This window comes from Arenibacter sp. ARW7G5Y1 (assembly GCF_003201775.1).
Taxonomy (GTDB): Bacteria; Bacteroidota; Bacteroidia; order Flavobacteriales; family Flavobacteriaceae; genus Arenibacter.
On record NZ_QJJZ01000013.1, the window covers coordinates 140,061 to 161,468 of the forward strand.

At 40.6% G+C, this 21,408-nt stretch carries 13 protein-coding genes and 1 riboswitch; of the genes, 1 reads left to right on the forward strand and 12 read right to left on the reverse strand.

Features of this window, described 5'->3' with window-relative positions; translation table 11 throughout:
• Nucleotides 1-51: 51 nt before the first annotated feature.
• From C7972_RS17625 to C7972_RS17655, 7 genes are all read right to left on the reverse strand, one after another.
• Nucleotides 52-1,221, reverse strand: coding sequence for a PLP-dependent aspartate aminotransferase family protein (locus tag C7972_RS17625; RefSeq protein ID WP_110357474.1), 1,170 nt, complete (start codon nucleotides 1,219-1,221; stop codon nucleotides 52-54).
• A 337-nt stretch (nucleotides 1,222-1,558) separates the two neighbouring features.
• Nucleotides 1,559-1,882, reverse strand: coding sequence for a GIY-YIG nuclease family protein (locus C7972_RS17630; protein WP_110357475.1), 324 nt, complete (start codon nucleotides 1,880-1,882; stop codon nucleotides 1,559-1,561).
• Between the two features lie 111 nt (nucleotides 1,883-1,993).
• Nucleotides 1,994-5,380, reverse strand: coding sequence for a bifunctional aspartate kinase/homoserine dehydrogenase I (gene thrA, locus C7972_RS17635; protein ID WP_110357476.1), 3,387 nt, complete (start codon nucleotides 5,378-5,380; stop codon nucleotides 1,994-1,996).
• Nucleotides 5,381-5,517: 137 nt separating this feature from the next.
• On the reverse strand, nucleotides 5,518-6,810 hold the full coding sequence (locus tag C7972_RS17640; protein WP_110357516.1) for an O-acetylhomoserine aminocarboxypropyltransferase/cysteine synthase family protein: 1,293 nt from the start codon (nucleotides 6,808-6,810) through the stop codon (nucleotides 5,518-5,520).
• Between the two features lie 123 nt (nucleotides 6,811-6,933).
• A riboswitch (SAM riboswitch) is annotated at nucleotides 6,934-7,073 on the reverse strand.
• Nucleotides 7,074-7,149: 76 nt separating this feature from the next.
• Complete coding sequence (gene metK, locus C7972_RS17645; protein ID WP_110357477.1) at nucleotides 7,150-8,406, reverse strand: methionine adenosyltransferase; 1,257 nt, start codon at nucleotides 8,404-8,406, stop codon at nucleotides 7,150-7,152.
• A 244-nt stretch (nucleotides 8,407-8,650) separates the two neighbouring features.
• The gene (locus C7972_RS17650) at nucleotides 8,651-11,338 is read right to left on the reverse strand and encodes a TonB-dependent receptor (RefSeq protein ID WP_110357478.1); all 2,688 of its coding nucleotides are present in this window, start codon (nucleotides 11,336-11,338) and stop codon (nucleotides 8,651-8,653) included.
• Between the two features lie 54 nt (nucleotides 11,339-11,392).
• Nucleotides 11,393-12,238 (reverse strand): GLPGLI family protein, encoded by an 846-nt coding sequence (locus C7972_RS17655; RefSeq protein ID WP_110357480.1) that lies wholly within the window; start codon nucleotides 12,236-12,238, stop codon nucleotides 11,393-11,395.
• Between the two features lie 197 nt (nucleotides 12,239-12,435).
• Between C7972_RS17655 and C7972_RS17660 the strand changes: the two genes are divergently transcribed.
• Nucleotides 12,436-13,050 (forward strand): deoxynucleoside kinase, encoded by a 615-nt coding sequence (locus C7972_RS17660; RefSeq protein ID WP_031445163.1) that lies wholly within the window; start codon nucleotides 12,436-12,438, stop codon nucleotides 13,048-13,050.
• A gap of 105 nt (nucleotides 13,051-13,155) precedes the next feature.
• On the opposite strand, the gene C7972_RS17665 is transcribed toward C7972_RS17660, so the two are convergent.
• The 5 genes from C7972_RS17665 to C7972_RS17685 all read right to left on the reverse strand — a co-directional run bounded on the left by C7972_RS17665 (nucleotide 13,156) and on the right by C7972_RS17685 (nucleotide 21,282).
• Nucleotides 13,156-14,421, reverse strand: coding sequence for an MgtC/SapB family protein (locus C7972_RS17665; RefSeq protein WP_110357481.1), 1,266 nt, complete (start codon nucleotides 14,419-14,421; stop codon nucleotides 13,156-13,158).
• An 85-nt stretch (nucleotides 14,422-14,506) separates the two neighbouring features.
• Nucleotides 14,507-16,921, reverse strand: coding sequence for a sodium-translocating pyrophosphatase (locus C7972_RS17670; protein WP_110357482.1), 2,415 nt, complete (start codon nucleotides 16,919-16,921; stop codon nucleotides 14,507-14,509).
• Nucleotides 16,922-17,035: 114 nt separating this feature from the next.
• Nucleotides 17,036-17,566 (reverse strand): inorganic diphosphatase, encoded by a 531-nt coding sequence (locus tag C7972_RS17675; RefSeq protein ID WP_110357483.1) that lies wholly within the window; start codon nucleotides 17,564-17,566, stop codon nucleotides 17,036-17,038.
• A gap of 71 nt (nucleotides 17,567-17,637) precedes the next feature.
• On the reverse strand, nucleotides 17,638-20,133 hold the full coding sequence (locus C7972_RS17680; protein WP_110357484.1) for a DUF5686 and carboxypeptidase-like regulatory domain-containing protein: 2,496 nt from the start codon (nucleotides 20,131-20,133) through the stop codon (nucleotides 17,638-17,640).
• Between the two features lie 168 nt (nucleotides 20,134-20,301).
• A complete protein-coding gene (locus C7972_RS17685) occupies nucleotides 20,302-21,282 on the reverse strand; it encodes a pyruvate dehydrogenase complex E1 component subunit beta (protein WP_110357485.1) in 981 nt (326 codons plus the stop codon).
• Nucleotides 21,283-21,408 lie beyond the last annotated feature (126 nt).

Genomic DNA, 21,408 nt, shown 5'->3' on the forward strand with positions numbered 1-21,408 from the left:
CCATTTTTACAAAAACGGGCCAAGCGCTATTTTAAACTTAGTGCGATCCTCCTACCCCAGTGCTTGTTCAATATCCGCTATTATATCATCTATATGCTCCAAGCCTACCGACACCCGAACCATACCATCGGTAATACCCGATGCCAATCTTTCTTCAATGGACAACTTACTGTGTGTGGTTGATGCCGGGTGTGTGACTATACTTCTTGAATCCCCTAAATTAGCGGACAAGGACAACATTTTTATACCGTTGAAGAATTTCTGTCCGGCTTCAACACCCCCTTTTACTTCAAATGCCACTACACAGCCCCCTGCCTTCATCTGTTTCTTGGCCACTTCATATTTAGGATGCGATTTTAAAAAGGGATATTTTACCCAATTGACCTTGGGGTGGCCTTCTAGGAATTCGGCCAATTTCAGGGCGTTGTCACAATGTTTATCCACCCGTAACGCCAAAGTTTCCAAGCTTTTGGACAGTACCCATGCATTAAAAGGCGATAGGGACGGACCCGAAATTCTGGAAAAACGATACACCCTATCTATCAAGGCCTTGCTTCCCACAGTAATACCGGCCAACACCCTGCCCTGTCCGTCCATTAGTTTGGTTCCAGAATGGATGACCAAATCGGCGCCGAATTTAATAGGTTGCTGTAAATAGGGCGAAGCAAAGCAATTATCTATAATATAAATCAAATTGTGCTTTTTGGCAAAATGGCCCAATTCTTCCAAATCCAAAACATCCACTCCGGGATTGGTAGGAGTTTCTGCATAGATGATTTTGGTCTTAGGAGTCACCAATGCCTCCAATGTATCCAGTTCATCAATTTTAAAATAACTGGTGGAAACATTCCATTTAGGAAATATCTGCGTAAACAAACTATGGGTAGATCCAAATATACTTCTAGCAGAAATAATATGGTCTCCACTTTCCAACAGGGCCGCAAAGGTAGAAAACACGGCTGCCATACCGGAGGCAAAGGCAAAACCATCGTCGGCACCTTCCATCTTACAAACCTTTTCAACAAACTCCGAGGAATTGGGATTGCTATACCTGGAATAAATATTGCGTTCCTTTTCTTCTGCAAAGGAAGCGCGCATGTCCTCTGCATCCTCAAAAATAAAACTCGAAGTTAAATACATAGGAGTGGAATGCTCCAAAAACTGGGTACGTTCTGTTTGGGTGCGTATCGCTTCCGTTTCAAATTTAAAATTCTTCTTCATTATTTCTAATCTATCTAATTCTTTTGGCCTCCATTAAAATGGAAGCTTTAGTTACATTATTTGTCTCCGGTTCAAGGGAAAGTGTATTGATGTTCCGGCCCACGGACAATTCCCATTGGGATTACCCCAGTGGCTTTTCGGAGCCGAAGACACATTCAAATTCTTCCCCTCTCAACCCTAACCGATTTCGACTACGCTCAATCTCCGAATATCAACGGTGGCTGGATTCAACCGATGCCATGTCCAAACATCCTTCTTCTCAACTATGCCCGATTTCGACTACGCTCAATCTCCAATCTTTTCCCGGTGGCTGAGCGGAGCCGAAGCCACGAACCAATTACTTATTATACTTCTCTTCAACATAATATTTATAATGGGATTCATTTTTACATTCAGCAAGACCATTTAATTTTGCTAAATCCCCATTAATCAATGCCTCCTTTTTATTACGGCTCCAACCTTGTATTTGCTTTTCGCGATAAAATGCTTTATCAATCCTATCATATTCCTCTATGTACAACAACTTAATTGGAAGCCTCTTCTTTGTGTGGTTAGACCCCTTGCCATCAGCGTGTTCCTTTAACCTCTTGTCTAAATCCACTGTACTACCACAATAATAACTTCCATCTGAACATTCCAATATATACAGGAAACCTTTCACACTTTAAATAAAATTAAAACCATTTTATCTCAAATACCCATAATCTCGATTTCGACTACGCTCAATCTCCGAATATCAACGGTGGCTGAGCGGAGCCGAAGCCACAGAAGTTTAACCTTTTTCAGCAATCCTCAAAATATCCCCAAAAACCCCTCTGGCCGTCACAGCCGCACCTGCGCCTGCTCCTTGTATTACCAAGGGATGCTGCCCATAAGACTCCGTATAAATCTCAATAATGGAATCGGACCCCTTTATTTGCCCTAGCGCACTTTCCTTGGGAACAGAGATCAATTTTACTTCCAATTTCCCCTTTTCCTTGTTCAAGTCTCCTGAAAGGTCGCCCACATAGCGTAACACGTATCCTGGTTTTTGCGCCTTCTTTATCTTGCTAAACTTTTCATCCAAAACATCCAGTTGTTCCAAAAAGCTTTTTACATCAACATCTTGCAAGGACTCTGGGATTAGATTTTCAATTTGAATATCCGAAAACTCATTGCTCAGATCCAGCTCCCTGGCCAAAATGAGTAATTTCCTACCCACATCGTTCCCCGAAAGATCTTCGCGCGGATCCGGCTCGGTATACCCCAAATCCATTGCTTCTTTTAAAATTTCCCGGAATGATGCGTCCTTTTCAGAAAAAGTGTTGAAAATATAACTTAGTGACCCCGAGAACACCCCTTTTATTCTTGTTATATTCTCTCCTGAAAGATGTAACAACTTAATGGTATCTATCAACGGAAGTCCCGCCCCAACATTGGTTTCATATAAGTACTGTTTTTGATGTTTGGCAAGCTCCTCCCTGAGCAACTGATAATAATCGAAACCCAAGGTATTGGCAATCTTATTGGACGAAACCAAATCAAAACCGTTATCCACAAAATCAAAATACGAGGCCACAAAATCCTCATTGGCAGTATTGTCCACAGCAATGAGGTTCTCCAAATGATTATCCTTGGCGTATTTAAAGATATCGTTTAATTTATAAGGTATTGCCTTGGTTTCCATGGCACTTTTCCAGTTTTTGGAAATACCATTTTTACTCAATAACACCTTTTTGGAATTGGCTACCGCAAAAACATTGATATTAATACCTTTTCTTTTTTCAATGGTCTTATTGGATTTAAGAATTTGATCAATGAGGGTACCCCCCACGTTTCCATGGCCAAAAATGGCCAAATTTACTTTTTTACTGATTCCAAATATCTGACCATGTACTACATTCAGTGCCTTGTGCAAATCTGATTTTTTAACCACCAAACTCACATTTTTTCCCGAAACAGTATTGTTGAACAACAGGGGAACCACCTGGTTTTTGATGAGCGCATTAAATGGTTTATGAAACGTACTAAGGTCCTGTCCCACTATGGAAATTACAGATACCTGATCTATTACCGTAATATTGTTAATATCCTGTAATTTGAAATCGGTTTGAAATTCCTCTTCCAAGGAAGTTTTGGCCAAATTGGCATTTTTAGCGTCTACCACCAGACCAATCCCTCTTTCAGAAGACCCCTGGGAAATAATACTTACACTTATATTATTATTGCCCATTGTCCTAAAAATACGGGCATCCACCCCCACCTTACCCAATAGACCACGACCTTCCAAATTGATCAAGGCCATATTTTCAATAACGGACAAGGATTTGATACCTTCCTTACTGGTCTTGGCACTGATCAATGTACCCTCGTTATCGTTGTTGAAAGTATTTAGGATCCGTAATGGAATATTCTTTTCTATTAATGGAATAATTGTCTTGGCATGTAGGATATTGGTTCCAAAATTTGCCAGCTCATTGGCTTCGCTATAGGATAGTTCCGAGATTCTTTTGGCCTCGGTGACCAAATCCGGATTGGCCGTAAATATACCATCTACGTGGGTGTAATTCTGCAACTCCTCGGCATTGAGATAATTGGCCAATAAGGCGGCAGAATAATTACTCCCATTTCTGCCCAAAGTGGTTGTTTCGTTTAGTTCATTGGAGGCAATGAACCCGGTAGTTACCACTACAGCATCCAGATCCAATTTCCCAAACTCACTTTTTACATTTTCCTTGGACAAGGCCTCCAATACCTTTGCGTCGCCAAAATTTGAATCTGTTTTAATAAGTTGTCTCGAATCTATGAATTTGGCATTGACGCCCTTGCCAATAAGCAATTTGGCTACCAATTTTGCCGAAAGCAATTCTCCATAAGCTAAAACCTGATCCTTTATTTTAGGACTATAATCGCCCAATAAAGCCACCCCTTCGAACAATTTTACCAATCCCCTAAATTCCTCGGAAAGATTAACATTGCCATAGGTATGCTTTTGATATTTTTCAAATTCTTCAAAATCCGTTACATAATCCAACCCCTTGGCAGCCTTGTCCAACATAGCTTCCAATTGGTCCGTAGCCTTGTTCCTGGCTGAAACCACTACTGCTATATTTTCACCATCCTTAACCTTTGTCGTTATTATTTGAAGTACAGTATCCAACCCTACTCCATTGGCCAATGACTTGCCGCCAAATTTTAGAACCTTTACTTTTTTAGATCTTCCATTTCGCTCAAAAACCCCTTTTAGCAACTCTTCCATTTGATTGAATTCTATCAGGAAGGCATCGTGACCGTGTAAGGAATGTATTTCCCCATAGGTTACATTGCTGTTTGCCTGGGCCAATTTTTTAAAGGTATCCTTATTTTCCTGGGCCGTAAAAAAAAGGTCGGAATCTACGCCAACGATGTGAATGTTGGTATCGCTATTTTGAAGATTAATAAATGCCTCTTCCCCATTTCTATTGATATCAATAGTCTTCAGCAGCTGGTTCATTAATTTGTAGGCCGACAGTTGAAAGCGCTCCTGTAATTTTTTACCATGGTGCGTTAACCAGCTCTCCACATTAAAGACTTTCAGCTCCTCATTGGTACTTCTTTTAAACCGCTCCTTAAAGGATTCCGGCGTCCTATAGCAGAGCATGGCATGCATACGCGCATCGTGCACGGGCTGCTTTGAGTTGATAAGGAACTGTTCCTGTATCTGGCAATTGGCAATAAGCCAATCCGTAGACTTCCAATCCGACGCTACCGGAATAAGATGTTCCGTTAAGTGCGGATCCAGTGCCGCCATCTCCCACGCTATACCTCCTCCTAATGAACCCCCTATCAGGGCATACAACTTACTTATTTTCAAGGCTTCCAATCCCAGAAGGAAAATCTTGGCAATGTCCTTGGCCACAAAATCCTTATAATTATCTATTACAAACCCATCATACCCATTTCCGGGTATATTAAAGCACAGAATGGTGTACTTTTTGGTGTCTATGCATTTGCCTTCACCGATCAATGTTGTCCACCAGCCATGTTCGCCAGCCACATCGGAATTACCTGTAAGGGCATGGTTCACCATAATAATGGGTGCGGAATGCAATGGTTGGCCAAATATCTCGTAGGACAGATTAATGTCCAGGGTTTTGCCGCTATAGGTAACGTATTTATTTATTGAAAGATGATGTAACATAAGTTTTATAATTATTCCAGGAAGAACATGGTCGTTGCGTACAAAGTTATATGGGAGTGCCTTTATTTACTAGCTGCTATTTTCTGCACTCCCACATTACATTATCAATGAATATTTATGTGGAAATTTTATGGAATTTACGCTAAAACAGATTTGTCTATGGTTGAAAATGCCTGTACCAAATCCGCCTTTATATCTTCGATATCCTCCAGCCCCACGCATAGACGTATTAAATCCTTGGTTACCCCGGTAGTATGTTGGGCTTCATCGTCCAATTGTTGGTGCGTTGTGCTAGCTGGGTGAATGATCAATGACTTGGTATCCCCAATATTTGCCAATAATGAAAATAGCTTGGTTTCATCAACTACCTTTTTAGCCGATTCGTATCCTCCCTTAACCCCGAAGGTCACTATCCCGCTTTGTCCGTTGGGGAGGTATTTTTTGGCCAAGGTATAATAAGGACTGGACGGAAGTCCTGGATAGTTTACCCATGCCACTTCCTTTCTACCTTCCAACCATTTGGCCAATTCCAAAGCATTTTCACTGTGTTTTTTGATACGTAGTTCCAAGGTTTCCAAACCTTGAATAATTTGAAAGGCATTAAAGGGGCTCAAGGCAGCACCAAGGTCCCTTAAGCCTTCAATTCTCACCTTGGCTATAAAGGCAGCGGCACCCAGAACATCGTGATAAACCAAACCATGGTATCCGGGAGATGGCTCAGTAAACTCAGGGAATTTACCACTGCTCCAATCGAAAGTACCGGCATCCACTATAGCACCCCCCATGGAAGTACCATTGCCATTTATATATTTGGTAAGGGAATGGATTACTATGTTAGCTCCGTGTTCAATTGGTTTTACCAAAGCACTTGTAGCAACAGTATTATCCACTATAAAAGGTATTTTAGCCTTTTTGGCTACTTCGGATATTGCTTTCAAGTCCAATACGTCCAATTTTGGATTCCCTAAGGATTCCACAAAAATGGCCCTGGTATTTTCCTGAACGGCATTGGCAAAATTCTCCTCGTCGCCCGGCTCAACAAAGGTGGTGGTTATACCCAACCTAGGCAAAGTCACCGACAACAGATTATAGGTACCTCCATAAAGACTACTCGAAGCCACTATATGATCCCCCGCTCTAAGCAGGACCAACAAAGCTGTAGAAATGGCTGCCGTACCGGAAGCTGTAACCACACTGGCAATACCACCTTCCAAAGCCGCCAAACGCTGCTCTAAAATGTCATTGGTAGGGTTGTTAAGCCTAGTGTAAATAAATCCAGGTTCCGATAAATTAAAAAGATTGGCCGCATGGTCGGTATTATTAAATACGTAGGCCGTATTCTGATAAATAGGTACAGCCCTGGTTCCTGCTGTCAATTTTGTGTCATGTCCGGCATGCAGAGCATTTGTTGAAAATTTTTGAGTACTCATGATTTCTTGTTTTTTTATATTATTAAAATAGATAAAATAAAAAGCCAAAACAAATAATGCCGACAATGCAATATTATAAAATCAAAAAGTTAAGAAGAAAGTCAGCTACAGAAGTAACCGTTAGTGTTATCTGCCATGGATACTTTAAATCAAAAAAAAAAATGATCCAGTATTTAGGTAGAATTTAGCACCTTCTTTAATAAATGATCAAAGGGTTGCTAAGGCTTCAAAGGGTCTATTCCCTCCACCTTTCTTGATAACAATTCAATAAGTGTTTGAACTTTTAGGTTTGCAAATATAGGTATGGAAAATTCTTTTTTCCTAATCTTTTCAAAAAAATTATAAATTGAAGGCTTGTTTCACCAAATCAACAGCATCCAATTTCTCCCAAGTGAATAATTCCACTTCCTTTTCCACACGTCCGTTATAAGGCGATTCAAAAACCTTGGTCATTTTTTTAGGTTCCTTGCCCATATGTCCGTAGGCCGCCGTTTCCAAATAAATCGGGTTTCTGAGTTTTAACCTATCCTCTATGGCAAAAGGACGCATATCGAACAATTGGGCTACTTTCTTAGCAATCTCCCCATCGCTCAATGCCACCTTGGCCGTGCCATAGGTATCAACAAAAATTGAAGTGGGCTCCACTACCCCAATAGCATAACTAACCTGTACCAATATTTCATCGGCAACTCCGGCAGCAACGAGATTTTTGGCAGCATGCCTTGCGGCATAAGCTGCACTGCGATCTACTTTACTAGGGTCTTTTCCGCTAAACGCGCCACCACCATGGGCACCTTTGCCGCCATAAGTATCCACAATAATCTTTCTTCCGGTTAATCCTGTATCCCCATGGGGCCCACCTATGACAAATTTTCCGGTTGGGTTTATATGATACTTTATAGTATCATTAAAAAGCTTTTGTATAGCCATTGGCAATTGTTCCTTTACCCTTGGGATTAGAATGGAGATAATATCCTTCTTAATTTTCGCCAACATTAAATCATCATCCCCATCAAACTCATCATGCTGGGTAGAAACAACAATAGTATCTATACGTTGGGGTACATTATCATCGGAATATTCTATAGTCACCTGTGCCTTGGCATCTGGCCTTAAATAGGTAATAGCATCCCCACTCCTTCTCAAATCGGCCAAAACCTGCAATATTTTATGGGAAATATCCAGGGCCAAGGGCATATAATTTTCTGTTTCCTTAGTGGCATAACCAAACATCATACCTTGGTCTCCCGCCCCTTGGTCTTCCTTTGCACCACGGTCCACTCCTTGGTTGATCTCTTTGGACTGCTCATGGATCAAAGAAATTACACCACAAGAATCCCCACTAAACTTGTAATCCCCATTGGTATACCCAATTTTATTGATAACATCCCTTGCTATTTGTTGTACATCCAGGTAGGTATGACTCTTGACTTCCCCGGCCAATACCACTTGACCAGTGGTGACCAACGTTTCACAAGCCACCTTACTTTCCGAGTCAAAGGCCAAAAAATGGTCCAATAGCGCATCGCTGATCTGATCTGCTATTTTATCTGGATGCCCTTCACTAACCGATTCCGAAGTAAATAAATATGCCATAAATCCTTTCTATATAAAAATTAATAAGGATTTGACCAAGTACACTAGAGAAGAGTGGGTGTTACAGTTCCAAGGGAACAAAACAACTTAAACTGCTTTAGCATTTTGTTATGCCGAAACTAATCCAGCACATGAGGTTGCAATCAGTCAAATCCTTCCTCGATATTTTTCGCGTACAAAAGTACAAGAATTCTTGACGTAACTAAAAATGTTTAACAACAATTTTTGGATTGACCCTAAAAATCTATAAATCGTATTTTACGGTAAACAAGATATACCGGGGTTGAATGAAATAAGAGGAGGTCGTAAAATACAATTCGTTGGTGCTATCCCTATTCAGGGTATCCGTTCCAAGTAGGTTGGTCCCCTTTATCCCAAATTCCCATGGACTGTCCTTTTGCTGGTAACTGAGGTTACCTTCCAAAAAACTATAGGTATTGTCTATCGTATTTTCTTTGTCCATGTACTTATAGTAGTCGTAATCCATGGTAAAAATGAAGCTTTTCAGAAAGGTGGCATCAAACTTGGCATAGGGCCGATCTGTATAAAAGGTAGTGGCCCTACCCCCGTTATCATAATTATTTACCGTATATCTATACCCTACTTCCAGGTTGGGCAAATTTCTAAAATTAGTAGCTAATGAAGAATTATAACTCTGGGTAAAGGATTCCGATCTTCTTGGCTGAAGGTCAATAATATTATTGGTAGCAGACCAAGAAACATTTGCCCCCACGGAGGCCTTAATTTTCCCAAAAGTGCGCTGGTACCTGCCATTGGCACTTAAGGATTCGTCTTCCAAATTTGAGTTTATGGTAGTACCTATCCTGTTAATGCCGATTATTTCCGAAGAACTTTTAAGCGCATCTATTCGCTTTGTGTAGGCAATATTTCCAAAAATATTAGTGAAATTGAACATATTAAAACTGAAGAAATTCAATGATAGGTTATGGTTCAAAGCACTTTCCAAATCCCTGTTCCCCGAATAAACGGAGTTGTAGTTGTTGAGCACATAGGCCTCTGCAAAACTATTGACATCCGTGAAAGATCTTGACACCCTGTAGTTAAACCTAATGTTTTCCGATTTTTTAAGTTGTGCATTAATATACAGGTCCGGCAACAAGGCGGTTAGATTATCCTCAACGGTAGTTCCCAGTTGATCATTTTTTGTGCCGTATTGATGCAAGGTTAGACCGGGGTTAAAGGTAAAAATCCCGGCTATTACCTTATAATGAAACCCTAAATACAAATCCGAAATAGTATAGGTTACATCGTTGTTAAATTCGCTGTCCACAAAATTCAGTGGCGCCCCTCCATCCAATATTTGAAAAATTCCTGAATTGAAATTCTGATGACTCTGTGTAGTACCCAGAGTAAAATTCAAATTACTCTTTTGGCCGGTAACCCAATAGTAATCCAACTTCGCATCCACTTTATTGGTAATTGTATTCTTACCTTGATTGAGGTTGTAGATACTCTGATTTTCATCTGCCGGAAAAATATCGGTAAAGGCAAAATTGTCCCTTATGGCATTGTAAAATGGATCTTCATCCTGATAAATATGTTGTGCCTCAAAAGCAAAAATATTTTTTGAGTTTAAAGTAGTATAATAAATATTGGCATTTTGATTTACGGAAATGGGCTTTTGCTTTTTCATTTCCGTAATTTCATCGGTTATGGTGGAAACAGAAATAACATTCTCCATCTCATTATCATTGGACTGTTTCAAAAGAATGTCATAATCAAATTGAAACCTTTCATTAGGCTTGTACATGGAACTGAACTTCGCCAAGCCCAAATGGGCGGTTTGATCGGTTGAAGTAGTGGCATCCTCTGTTTCATTGGAGGAGATATACACCCTTCTTGTTTGGTTTTCCATGAGGGTTCCGGTATAGGAATAAATACCAAAGCCGCTCAAGTCCCAATTTTCTTTAGGGGAATAACTAAAATTCACAGCGGCAAACTTGGTATCTATATTTTTTGCCCTATTGTTCTGCAGACTGGAAAGCCCCAATCCATCCCCGCCAATATTTATGGAACTTCCACTGGAACTGCCCAGATTTCTAAATCCACCGGTAAAACTCTGGTAATCCCTTCTATTAAAAGGAGCTTCCCCAATATTATTAAGATCGGTTATAATATTTATGCTATAATCCGGACTGTAGTAAAACAGTTTTGGATGTGCCAAATAACTATCATTGGTACCAAGGCCTGCTGTTATTTCCCCGAACCAAAACCTCTTCTTCCCTTCCTTCAGCTTAATATTAAGCGCAACATTGTCCGTATCATTGGTTAGTCCCTTCATTTGGGTTACCTCATTAAAATTCCTCAAAACCTCTATTTTATCCAAGGCATTGGCCGGAATATTTTCTGCCGCCAACTTGGAGTCCCCGTCAAAGAAGTCCTTGCCCTCCACCATTACTTTGGTCACTTGTTTGCCCTCTACCTCTATTTGCCCATCATCATTTATTTCTACCCCAGGTAAATTGGCCAGCACATCCTTAAGCTTCTTTTCCGTACCCGTAACAAAAGAATCCGTATTATAGACTATGGTATCTCCCTTCACCGAAACCGGCATCTCATAGGTTACCTCAACCTCGTCCAATTGATTGGCTTGCTCGTATAGTACAATGTCTTTCTCAACATCGGTCGTAGGTGCCGTAAAAGAAAACTCTTCCGTCTTAAAACCCAAATAACTTACGCGAACGTTAAAATTTGCACCGGATTTTAAATTTAGTTTATAGAGTCCACTGTGGTTTGTAATGCCATAGGATTCCAACGCCTTGGTTTCTGTATTTATGGCAATGACATTTGCCATATCGATTCCCACTCCCGTGGAATCCTTAACTGTTCCCGTTAGGGTAATTTCTTGCCCAAAAGCTGAAGTAAAAGCAAAAATAGCCAGCAGTACGGAATAAACATTCTTATTGTACATCTATAAAAAAATTAAAATACCTAAATTATTTAATGTAACTAAAAGCAGTTGAAACTATGGCCTGCCACCCCCACCACCTCTATTGCCTCCACCTCCACGACGACGAAAATTATCCCTCATTTCGGCCATCTTATCTTTGGAAATTTTATCATATTCCTCCTGTGTAACCGTCTTGCCCTTATTTGGAGCCTTTATCTCTTTCTTCTCTGTAGGATTGAGCACCAATTTTGTACACAGTACAACCGTAATATCATCGCTGACCTCCAAGATAAGGCCCGGAAGCCCCCAATACTCGCCTGGACCTTGATTTACCGGAACATCCGGAGTATACCACGCTGTTACCTCTATATCCTTTTCTATATATTCCTCCTCCTTATTTTCATCATTGCCTCCTCCCCTGCGAAAAATTGCCCGCATATTGGGCCTCTTAATGGTTTTGGTTGCAGTAGCCTTAAAGGCGGTATAATTACCAATCTGCTTTGATTCCCCTCCAAGTTTCCATTCCAATTTGGGCAATTGATCATCTACCAAAAAAATCTTCCCCAAAAGTTCGTTCTTCACCAGATACCTACCTTCTTTCACATCTTTGTAATAATCGCCCCCTGCTCCGGCCATCATTCCAAATCGTCTACCGCCCCTATCATTTCCGGGCTGCTCCAACCTTTCCTCCTCCTTATAGATCGATGTGGTCTTATCAAAGGTTAAAATATAGGTCCGTTCATTGGCCTCCTTCATCCTTTGCATTATTTCCTTCTTTCTATCCTCTGGTATTTGCCTTCCGCCAAAATCCATATTTACACTAGTCTTGCTAAAATAAGTAGCCTCACCCTGAAAATCCTGGGCATAAATTCCGAATTGGGACGCCAATAGCATCAAAGAGAAAAAATAGAAACCTTTCATTATTTTACATTTTATATCAAGTTTAAGACTACAACAATTTGATTTGGTTTAATCCAAAATCAATAAAAATTACAATTATCCTTTCCCATAAGTTTTTTATCGGATATTCTTCCAAAGATTTTAACATACCCCCGATATCTTGTATATTGTACCTCTTTATTACAAGTGCAAAAAACACTAACCATAATTACAAACCTATGCATATCGCCGTTGCAGGAAATATTGGGGCTGGCAAAACAACCTTGACAAGATTATTATCCAAACACTACCAGTGGGAGGCCCAATTTGAAGATGTGGTTGACAATCCCTATTTGGACGACTTTTACAATCAAATGGAAAGATGGAGCTTTAATCTCCAGATATACTTCTTAAACAATAGGTACAGACAAATTTTACAGATTAGGAAAGGCGGCAAAGACACCATTCAGGACCGGACCATTTATGAGGATGCCCACATTTTTGCCCCAAACCTCCATGCCATGGGCTTAATGACCAATAGGGATTTTAGCAATTACACCAGTCTATTTGAATTAATGGAGACCTTGGTTCAACCGCCGGACTTGTTAATTTACCTAAGAAGTTCCATCCCAAATTTGGTGAACCAAATCCACAAGCGGGGACGGGAATATGAAAACAGCATTTCCATTGATTATTTAAGCCGATTGAACGAACGTTACGAGGCATGGGCACAAAGCTATGAAAAAGGCAATCTCTTGGTTATTGATGTAGACAAATTGAATTTTGTGGACGAACCGGAAGATTTGGGATTGGTCATCAATAAAATCGACGCCGAGATCAATGGCCTTTTTTGAGGCACAGACCTAATAAACGCTCCTAACCATGGAGAAAGCACCCCTACAACTGCTGCTTTGCCTCCGCCAATGTACTTAAGTTACAATTGCACAATAACCATAAGATCATATATGCCAGGAAGCAGGCCATAACCATATTAAAGATATACCTACAACTATAGCAATTCCAAAGGTAAGCACAATCCATTTTACCAATTGTTTAGTGCCCAAAATTCCCGCCACAACACCTTTGAATACCAAATTTGACAAACTGGCCAATAGAATAAGTTTCCAGCCCGTATCAACGTTCAGGGCATCGCTTTTAATTAGTTGCGAAAGAGATAGGGTAATGGCATCCACATCTGTTAGGCCACTTATTATAGCCACTACATAAAGGGCGTCATCCCCAAACTCCTCATTGGCAAATGCTACAGCCAATAATATGGCCCCATAGAGCAGACCAAACACCAACGCACTTTTAAAATCGGCAGGATTGTCGGGTTCCGGCATTTTATCATCCTTGGAATCCTTGTTTATACTGTAAAACATACCTACACAAATAAGAGCCATAACCACAAATTCCACCATTAATGGCAGCAGAATGTGCGGTAATTTTTCAGGAATCACAATCCCAACCTCAACCATTATCCTTGCTAGGGAAATTGCAGAAGCCACAGTGATCACAAAGGCCGCCATTTTGCTTATGGAAGCCGTGTCTACCGTTTTTCGGGCATAACTCACAGTGGTTGCCGTACTGCTGATCAACCCGCCCAAAACCCCATTGGAAATAATTCCCAACTTTTTTCCCACAAACTTGTAGATAAAATATCCCAAGACGCTCAAACCTACTATAAGCGTTATCATCAACCAGATGTTTTGGGGATTAAGCACGTTGTAGGGACCGTACGTTTTATTGGGCAGAATGGGCAACACTACCAATGAAATGCCCGCGAAGGTCATTATAGCCGCAAGATCTTTTTCCTGTAGTTTATCTATAAAATTATGAAGCCTTTCCTTTACATAAAGAAGTACCGACATGGACGCACCCAAAATAATGCCCAACACCCTATCCCCCATTACCAAATAGGCCCCAATAGCGAACATCATTAGGGCGGCGACCTCCGTTGTCTGTCCAACATCAGGATTGGCAAACACCTTTATCTTTATAAAATTGGCCGCTACCAGCAATGATGTAAGGGCAATACCAAGAACCGGCAAAATAAAAGGATTTTGATAGTCCCTACTTAAGAACCCTGACAAAACCCCTAAAATTGCAATCAGGGTAAAAGTCCTCACCCCGGCCAGTTCACTATTTGCCTTTTCACGCTGAAGACCAACCAAAAGACCTAATCCGAAGGCAATGCCCAATGTAGTTAAATCGTGATAATCCATTTGTCGTTATCTATAAACAACCTAAAAGTAAAAACCCCGTTTAAACGGGGTTTTTAATATAATGCCCAAATATAAGTTTTGCAACTTACTTTTTAATATCTATTTTTTCAATGACTACTTTTTTACCATTTTCACCCGATACATGAGCTGTCTTTTCAAATGCCAACAATTGGGCTTTTACTTCAGCCTTGGTACCATTGAAGGTCTTTTCCTCCATAGTAATCTCACCATTCTCGGTAGTGCTATAGGTAATTACGGCCTGTGCCAAATCTGCGGATTCCATATTCATTTCAATCTGCACTTCCTGTTCCGCAACCCCAATTTCCATATGTCCGCCTAATATTGGGGCAATTACCAATCCAATTAAACAAGTAAGTTTTATAAGAATATTCATTGAAGGTCCGGAAGTATCCTTAAACGGATCTCCTACAGTATCCCCGGTTACTGCTGCTTTATGGGCATCAGACCCCTTGTAGGTCATTTCACCATTAATTTCAACACCTGCTTCAAAAGATTTTTTAGCGTTATCCCAAGCACCACCGGCATTGTTTTGGAAGATGGCCCAAAGCACTCCTGAAACCGTAACACCGGCCATATAACCACCCAGCATTTCGGCGATCAATTGATTATCACTACCATATACCAGTTTCCCCAAAAGCACAATAGCAATAGGAAATCCAATGGTCAATATTCCAGGCAACATCATTTCACGAAGGGCAGCCTTGGTTGAAATATCAACACACTTTGCGTAATCCGGTTTTCCGGTTCCTTCCATAATACCTGGAATTTCCTTGAACTGTCTACGCACCTCATAAACCATGTCCATAGCAGCCTTACCTACCGAATTCATAGCCAAGGCAGAAAAAACTACTGGAACCATTCCTCCTACAAAAAGCATGGCCAAAACTGGCGCCTTAAAAATATTGATTCCGTCGATCCCAGTAAAAGTTACATAAGCCGCAAATAACGCCAATGATGTCAATGCCGCGGAAGCAATAGCAAATCCTTTACCTGTAGCAGCGGTTGTATTCCCTACAGAATCCAAAATATCCGTACGCTCCCTAACTATAGGGTCTTGCTCACTCATTTCTGCAATACCCCCGGCATTATCCGAAATAGGTCCAAAAGCATCAATAGCCAATTGCATGGCAGTAGTAGCCATCATTGCGGAGGCGGCCAAGGCCACTCCATAGAAACCTGCAAAGGCATAGGAAGCCCAAATAGCAGCTGCAAACAATAAAACGGTCGGAAAGGTAGAGATCATCCCTGTGGCCAATCCGGCAATTACATTGGTTCCGGCACCAGTACTTGATTTTTGAACTATGGCCAGTACCGGCTTTGTTCCCAAACCAGTATAGTATTCGGTAACCGAGGAAATAACCCCGCCTACTACCAAACCAATAACAGTGGCATAAAACACCCTAATGGAAGAGATATCCTTTAAACCTTCACCAAAAAATTCCATTTGCATGGTCTCTGGCAACATATATTTCACCAATACAAAACAGCTAATAAGGGTCAATGCAATAGAGACCCAGTTTCCTATATTCAAAGCACCTTGTACTTCTTTTTCCTTGGCTTCGTTGTTTTTTATTTTTACCAACATAGTACCTATTATGGAAAAAATAATTCCAAAACCCGCTATGGCCATTGGCAATAAAATTGGTCCGATACCACCAAAGACATCTTGTATGGCACCGCCCATATCCTTAATAACATAATTTCCAAGTACCATAGCCGCCAAAACAGTAGCTACATACGAACCAAATAAATCCGCACCCATACCTGCAACATCACCCACATTATCCCCAACGTTGTCGGCAATTGTGGCCGGGTTACGGGGATCGTCCTCAGGAATACCTGCTTCCACCTTTCCCACCAAATCCGCTCCTACATCTGCAGCCTTGGTATAAATACCTCCACCAACCCTTGCGAACAAGGCAATGGATTCGGCACCTAGGGAAAAACCGGCCAATGTCTCAAGGACAATGGTCATATCTTCGGTAGATGTCCAGGTACCGTTCATAAAGAAATGAAACAAAAGAATAAAGGCCGTAGTTAAACCCAAAACGGCCAAACCAGCAACCCCGAGTCCCATTACGGTACCACCGCCGAAAGACACTTTTAACGCCTGTGGCAAACTGGTACGGGCCGCCTGTGTTGTTCTTACGTTTGTCTTGGTGGCAATTTTCATTCCCATATTACCCGCCAAGGCAGAAAAGAATGCACCAAAAATAAAAGCCACTACAATAAGAATATGGGTAGTGGGCACTATAAATGAAATTGCGGCCAATGCAATACTGGCCCCTATTACAAAAAATGTCAATAATTTATATTCTGCTTTTAGAAAAGCCAAGGCCCCTTCATAGATATAATCTGAAATTTCCTTCATTTTTCCGTCCCCGGCATTCTGTTTTAACACCCAAGACCTTTTTACCGCCATAAAAGCAAGACCTACCAATGCCATAATTATTGGCAAGTAAATAATTATTGATTCCATTTGTTTGATTATTTGTTATATATTTTGAGGGGCAAAAGTAGTAAAATATGCCAGAATAAAAAAAGCAATATTACTTCCACAATATTGCTTTTTAACTTTTTAAAAAATTAAGGATTAATACTTTATACTTACATCCTGTTTTGGGACATCACTATCCTTAAACCTTTGTATACATTTTGCAACGATTTCCTTGGCTTCCTTTTGGTCTCCCCATCCACCAACATCAACCTTTTTCTTTTCAAGATCCTTGTAAACTTTAAAGAAATGTTCAATTTCCTTTATCAAATGGGGATTTAATTCGCTTAGATCATTGATCTTGTTCCAAACCGGATCTGATACGGGCACGCAGATCACCTTTTCATCGGGACCCTTTTCATCGGTCATATGGAATACCCCTATAGGCTTCACCTCCATGACACAGCCGGGAAATGTTGCTTCGGTCACCAAAACTAGGACATCCAATGGATCGCCATCCAATGCCAAGGTTTCCGGGACAAATCCATAATCGGCCGGGTACATCATGGAAGAAAAAATCATCCTATCGTACCTTATCTTCTTTAGGGCAAAATCGTATTCATATTTATTCCTACTTCCTTTTGGTATTTCAATCAATACATCGAACGACGTAATATCTGCACTGCTCATACGGTTATGTTTAATCTTATAATTTTTCTAAAATAACAATTTAATACAAGGTAACGGTCAAAAAAAGTATATTAGAAATGAAATCCGAAGGACCCTGTTACCCCAAAAGACCTAGCTCCAGGGTTATCCAAATAATTCCCCCTAAAATTAAAGTCTATCCTTAAAATCTTAAATATATTTCCCACTCCTACCGAATACTCCCAATATATCTTATCATTTGGAGCCATCAACGGAATATTCGCCGGAGCGCTCAAGGCCCTGTTCCCATCCGAAAGTTCTCCCCATACCCCTCGTAAACCAACTATCTCCCTTAGGTTCCATTTTCGCATAAAGGGAATCCTGGAGAAAAATCTTCCATTAAAATTGTGTTCCAAATGAGCCGAAACATAAGTATCGGTAACAAACTCATAAAAATCGAGATTTGAAAACGTATTGTAAACAGAAAAAAATGTTTGATTTCCCGGAATGGCATTGAGCAACCCCAAGGGAACGTCCCCGTAGGTCTTTCCTATCTCCACTGTACTTAGCAACCTGCCAAGCCCCCCTACCTGCCAAGGTTGTGTATAGCTAAACTGAACCTTTTTATAATCGAAATCACTATCCAAGAAGTTTTTAACCCCATTGGTATAGGACAAAAACAAGGTGCTATAATTATCGTTCACATCCCTCCTTTCCACGCCGTTTCCTATGGTTTTCTTACCCGGAGTATAAATAAGTATGGTAGTAAGGTCAAATTGATTGATTTCAGATGATATCCCCGTTGGTGCCGAAGGATCTATATAGTCCAAGCTAAAGGCATTGGGCAGGGCTGAGCTAAGTGTCCTATAGGACCCGCCCACACCTATCCTAAAATTGGTGACCGGTTCCAGCTCCAGATTAAAAGTACTAAGGTCTATATTGGTAAGTCGGTCATTGGACCCTACAGTAAATACCGAAGAGGAGGCTATACTTCTACCCAGGACATCCGTGGTAGCGGTTAAACTAATCCCCAATTGTTCTATATCCCTTCTTTTTCCTCCCGAAATTATAAATCTGGACTTCTTATCCACTAACCATTTTCCGGAAATACCATATTTAAATTTATCGTCTCCAAAGCCATAAGCCAAATAAGCCTGCAATCGCCACGGATCGTTCTGCCCAAAATAGGTCCGTGCCCCGGCCCTAAGTCGAACCCCCTCAGCTTCGTTATACCCAAAAACACTGTACACATCCCCCAGATCCAGATTCCATTTATCAATTTCCACATATCCGGACCCCAGTATACTTACTATGTTATAATAACTTTTAAATTTTGGCACTGTCTTTAGGGTATCCAACAATTTATAAATGCCCTTTTCATCAGCATTTAACGATTCCAACCTATTGGCTTCCCAAAAGTCATCTTCCTTATTCAAGACCAAGGGATCAAATGGATCGGTCTTGGCCCTATAAAATTCATTGGGCTTTGGCCGATTAAATTTATAATCCCCATAGACCGTAGTTCTCTTACCGTATACCCCTCTTGAATTTTCCTTTTTATTAAAGCTAAAATCCGATAACATATAATCCCGGGTCAAAAGAAAAACGGAATCGTTGACCACATCGAACTCCTGTTCAATATAAATTTCCTTAACCCAGTTGATATTGGCACTTTTGGTAACTGCCAAATTTATATTCTTTACCGCATAGGTAGTATCGTTCACCCAAAAATCCCCTTTAAACGTAAGTTCATTCTTTCGTCTGGGATAATAAATAATATTGTAACACCATTTATTATCAATAAAGGCACTATCCGCCAAGACGTAGTTATAGGTATCCACACCTGTCTTGGACAACGGACTGGTAAAACTCTTGTCGAAGAACTTTAAATAATTGTTGTAAATATCGTAATCGGAATAAAGATCGGCAATAAAGGCAATTATAGCCTGATTATTGCTGAAACCAGAATTCTTGCTTCCCAAAACGTCCTCCTTTACCACAGCCGTCTCGTTATTGCCATAAACCTTGGAAAATGTCTCATTCAAAAAAATGGGCAGATAGGTCTTCCCTGTTATCCGCGATGTATCCAAGTCGTTAAAAACAAATTCCAGCCCCCTAAAGACCCTGCTTTTCATTAGGGCACTGTCTATTGTGTTTAGATCAAACTCTACCTTTTCATACTTATCAAATTGATATTGCTTAAACATATGAACCCCGTTCCTACGTTTTTTGGACCATATTTTCTTAAGGATATCTATCGCCGGATTATTTTTCTTATCGGTTTTACCAAAATAAACCACCACCTCGTCCAACTGTTCACTGGATTCTGCCAGCACAATATTCATATCATACGTAACCTTGGCAGTAAGGCTTATTTCCTTGGTTTCATAACCAATAAAGGATACCAATAAAGTAGTATGGGTATTCTCGGACTCCATGTAAAATCTACCATTATCATTGGTAATGGTGCCTTCGGAGGAATCCTTGAACAGTACGTTGGCAAACGAAACGGGTTCACCGGACTCATCCAACACTATACCCCCAACCTTGGTCTGGGAAACAGCACATTGAACAACAAATAAAAATAAGATTAAAAGGATTCTTGTCATTTTCTTATTTAAAAAGACTTCTAATAAAAAAGCATTCCTCCGTAATAGCAAGGAACCGAACGTATAGACGGAACCAATAGCCTATACTTACCCCTTTAGTTGGAATATAATATAAAAGCTTCGTCAACCCATAGTCAACGAAGCCCTAACATTATTTTAAGATAGGTATTATAATTTATACAATACTTTCTTGACCGCCTTTACAACATCCTCATGGTTAGGCAACCATTCTGCCAATAACACAGGGGAATATGGCGCAGGGGTGTCGGCCGTATTGATCTTTACGATGGGCGCATCCAGATAATCAAAAGCGTTGGACTGAACATGATAAGTGATCTCTGTAGCCACATTGCCAAAAGGCCAGGCCTCTTCCAAAACCACCAATCTATTGGTTTTCTTGACCGATTTTAAAACCGCCTCATAATCCAATGGCTTAACCGTACGCAAATCAATAATTTCCACACTAATATTCTCCTTGGCCAATTCTTCCGCAGCCTTATCGGCCTCCTTAATTATTTTACCAAAGGAAACAATGGTTACATCTGTACCTTCCCTTCTTATATCGGCTACACCTAAAGGAATGGTATAATCCCCTTCCGGTACTTCCCCTTTATCACCGTACATTTGTTCCGACTCCATAAATATAACGGGGTCGTTATCCCGAATAGCCGCTTTTAAAAGTCCCTTGGCATCTTTTGGATTGGAAGGAACCACCACTTTTAACCCCGGACAGTTGGCGTACCAACTTTCAAAAGCTTGAGAGTGGGTAGCTGCCAATTGGCCAGCAGAGGCTGTTGGACCACGGAAAACAATGGGACAATTAAACTGACCTCCGGACATTTGTCTAATCTTGGCCGCATTATTGATGATTTGATCTATCCCTACCAAGGCAAAATTAAAAGTCATAAACTCTATAATAGGTCTGTTGCCGATCATTGCAGAACCTACACCGATACCTGCAAAACCAAGCTCGGATATAGGGGTATCTATTACCCTTTCCGGGCCAAATTCATCCAACATTCCTTTGGAAGCCTTATAGGCCCCATTGTATTCAGCAACTTCTTCACCCATTAAATAAACGGACTCGTCCCTCCTCATCTCCTCGGACATTGCCTCCTGTATAGCTTCCCTAAACTGTAGTGTTTTCATCTTTAAAATGGAATCTTTATATTAAATTGCTTAAAGCGCAAGCAAAAGTAGGAAATAATATATCAAAACTAAGAAGTAAATAATTAAAAATACTTCAAAAAAATACTATGCATGCATAGTATTTTT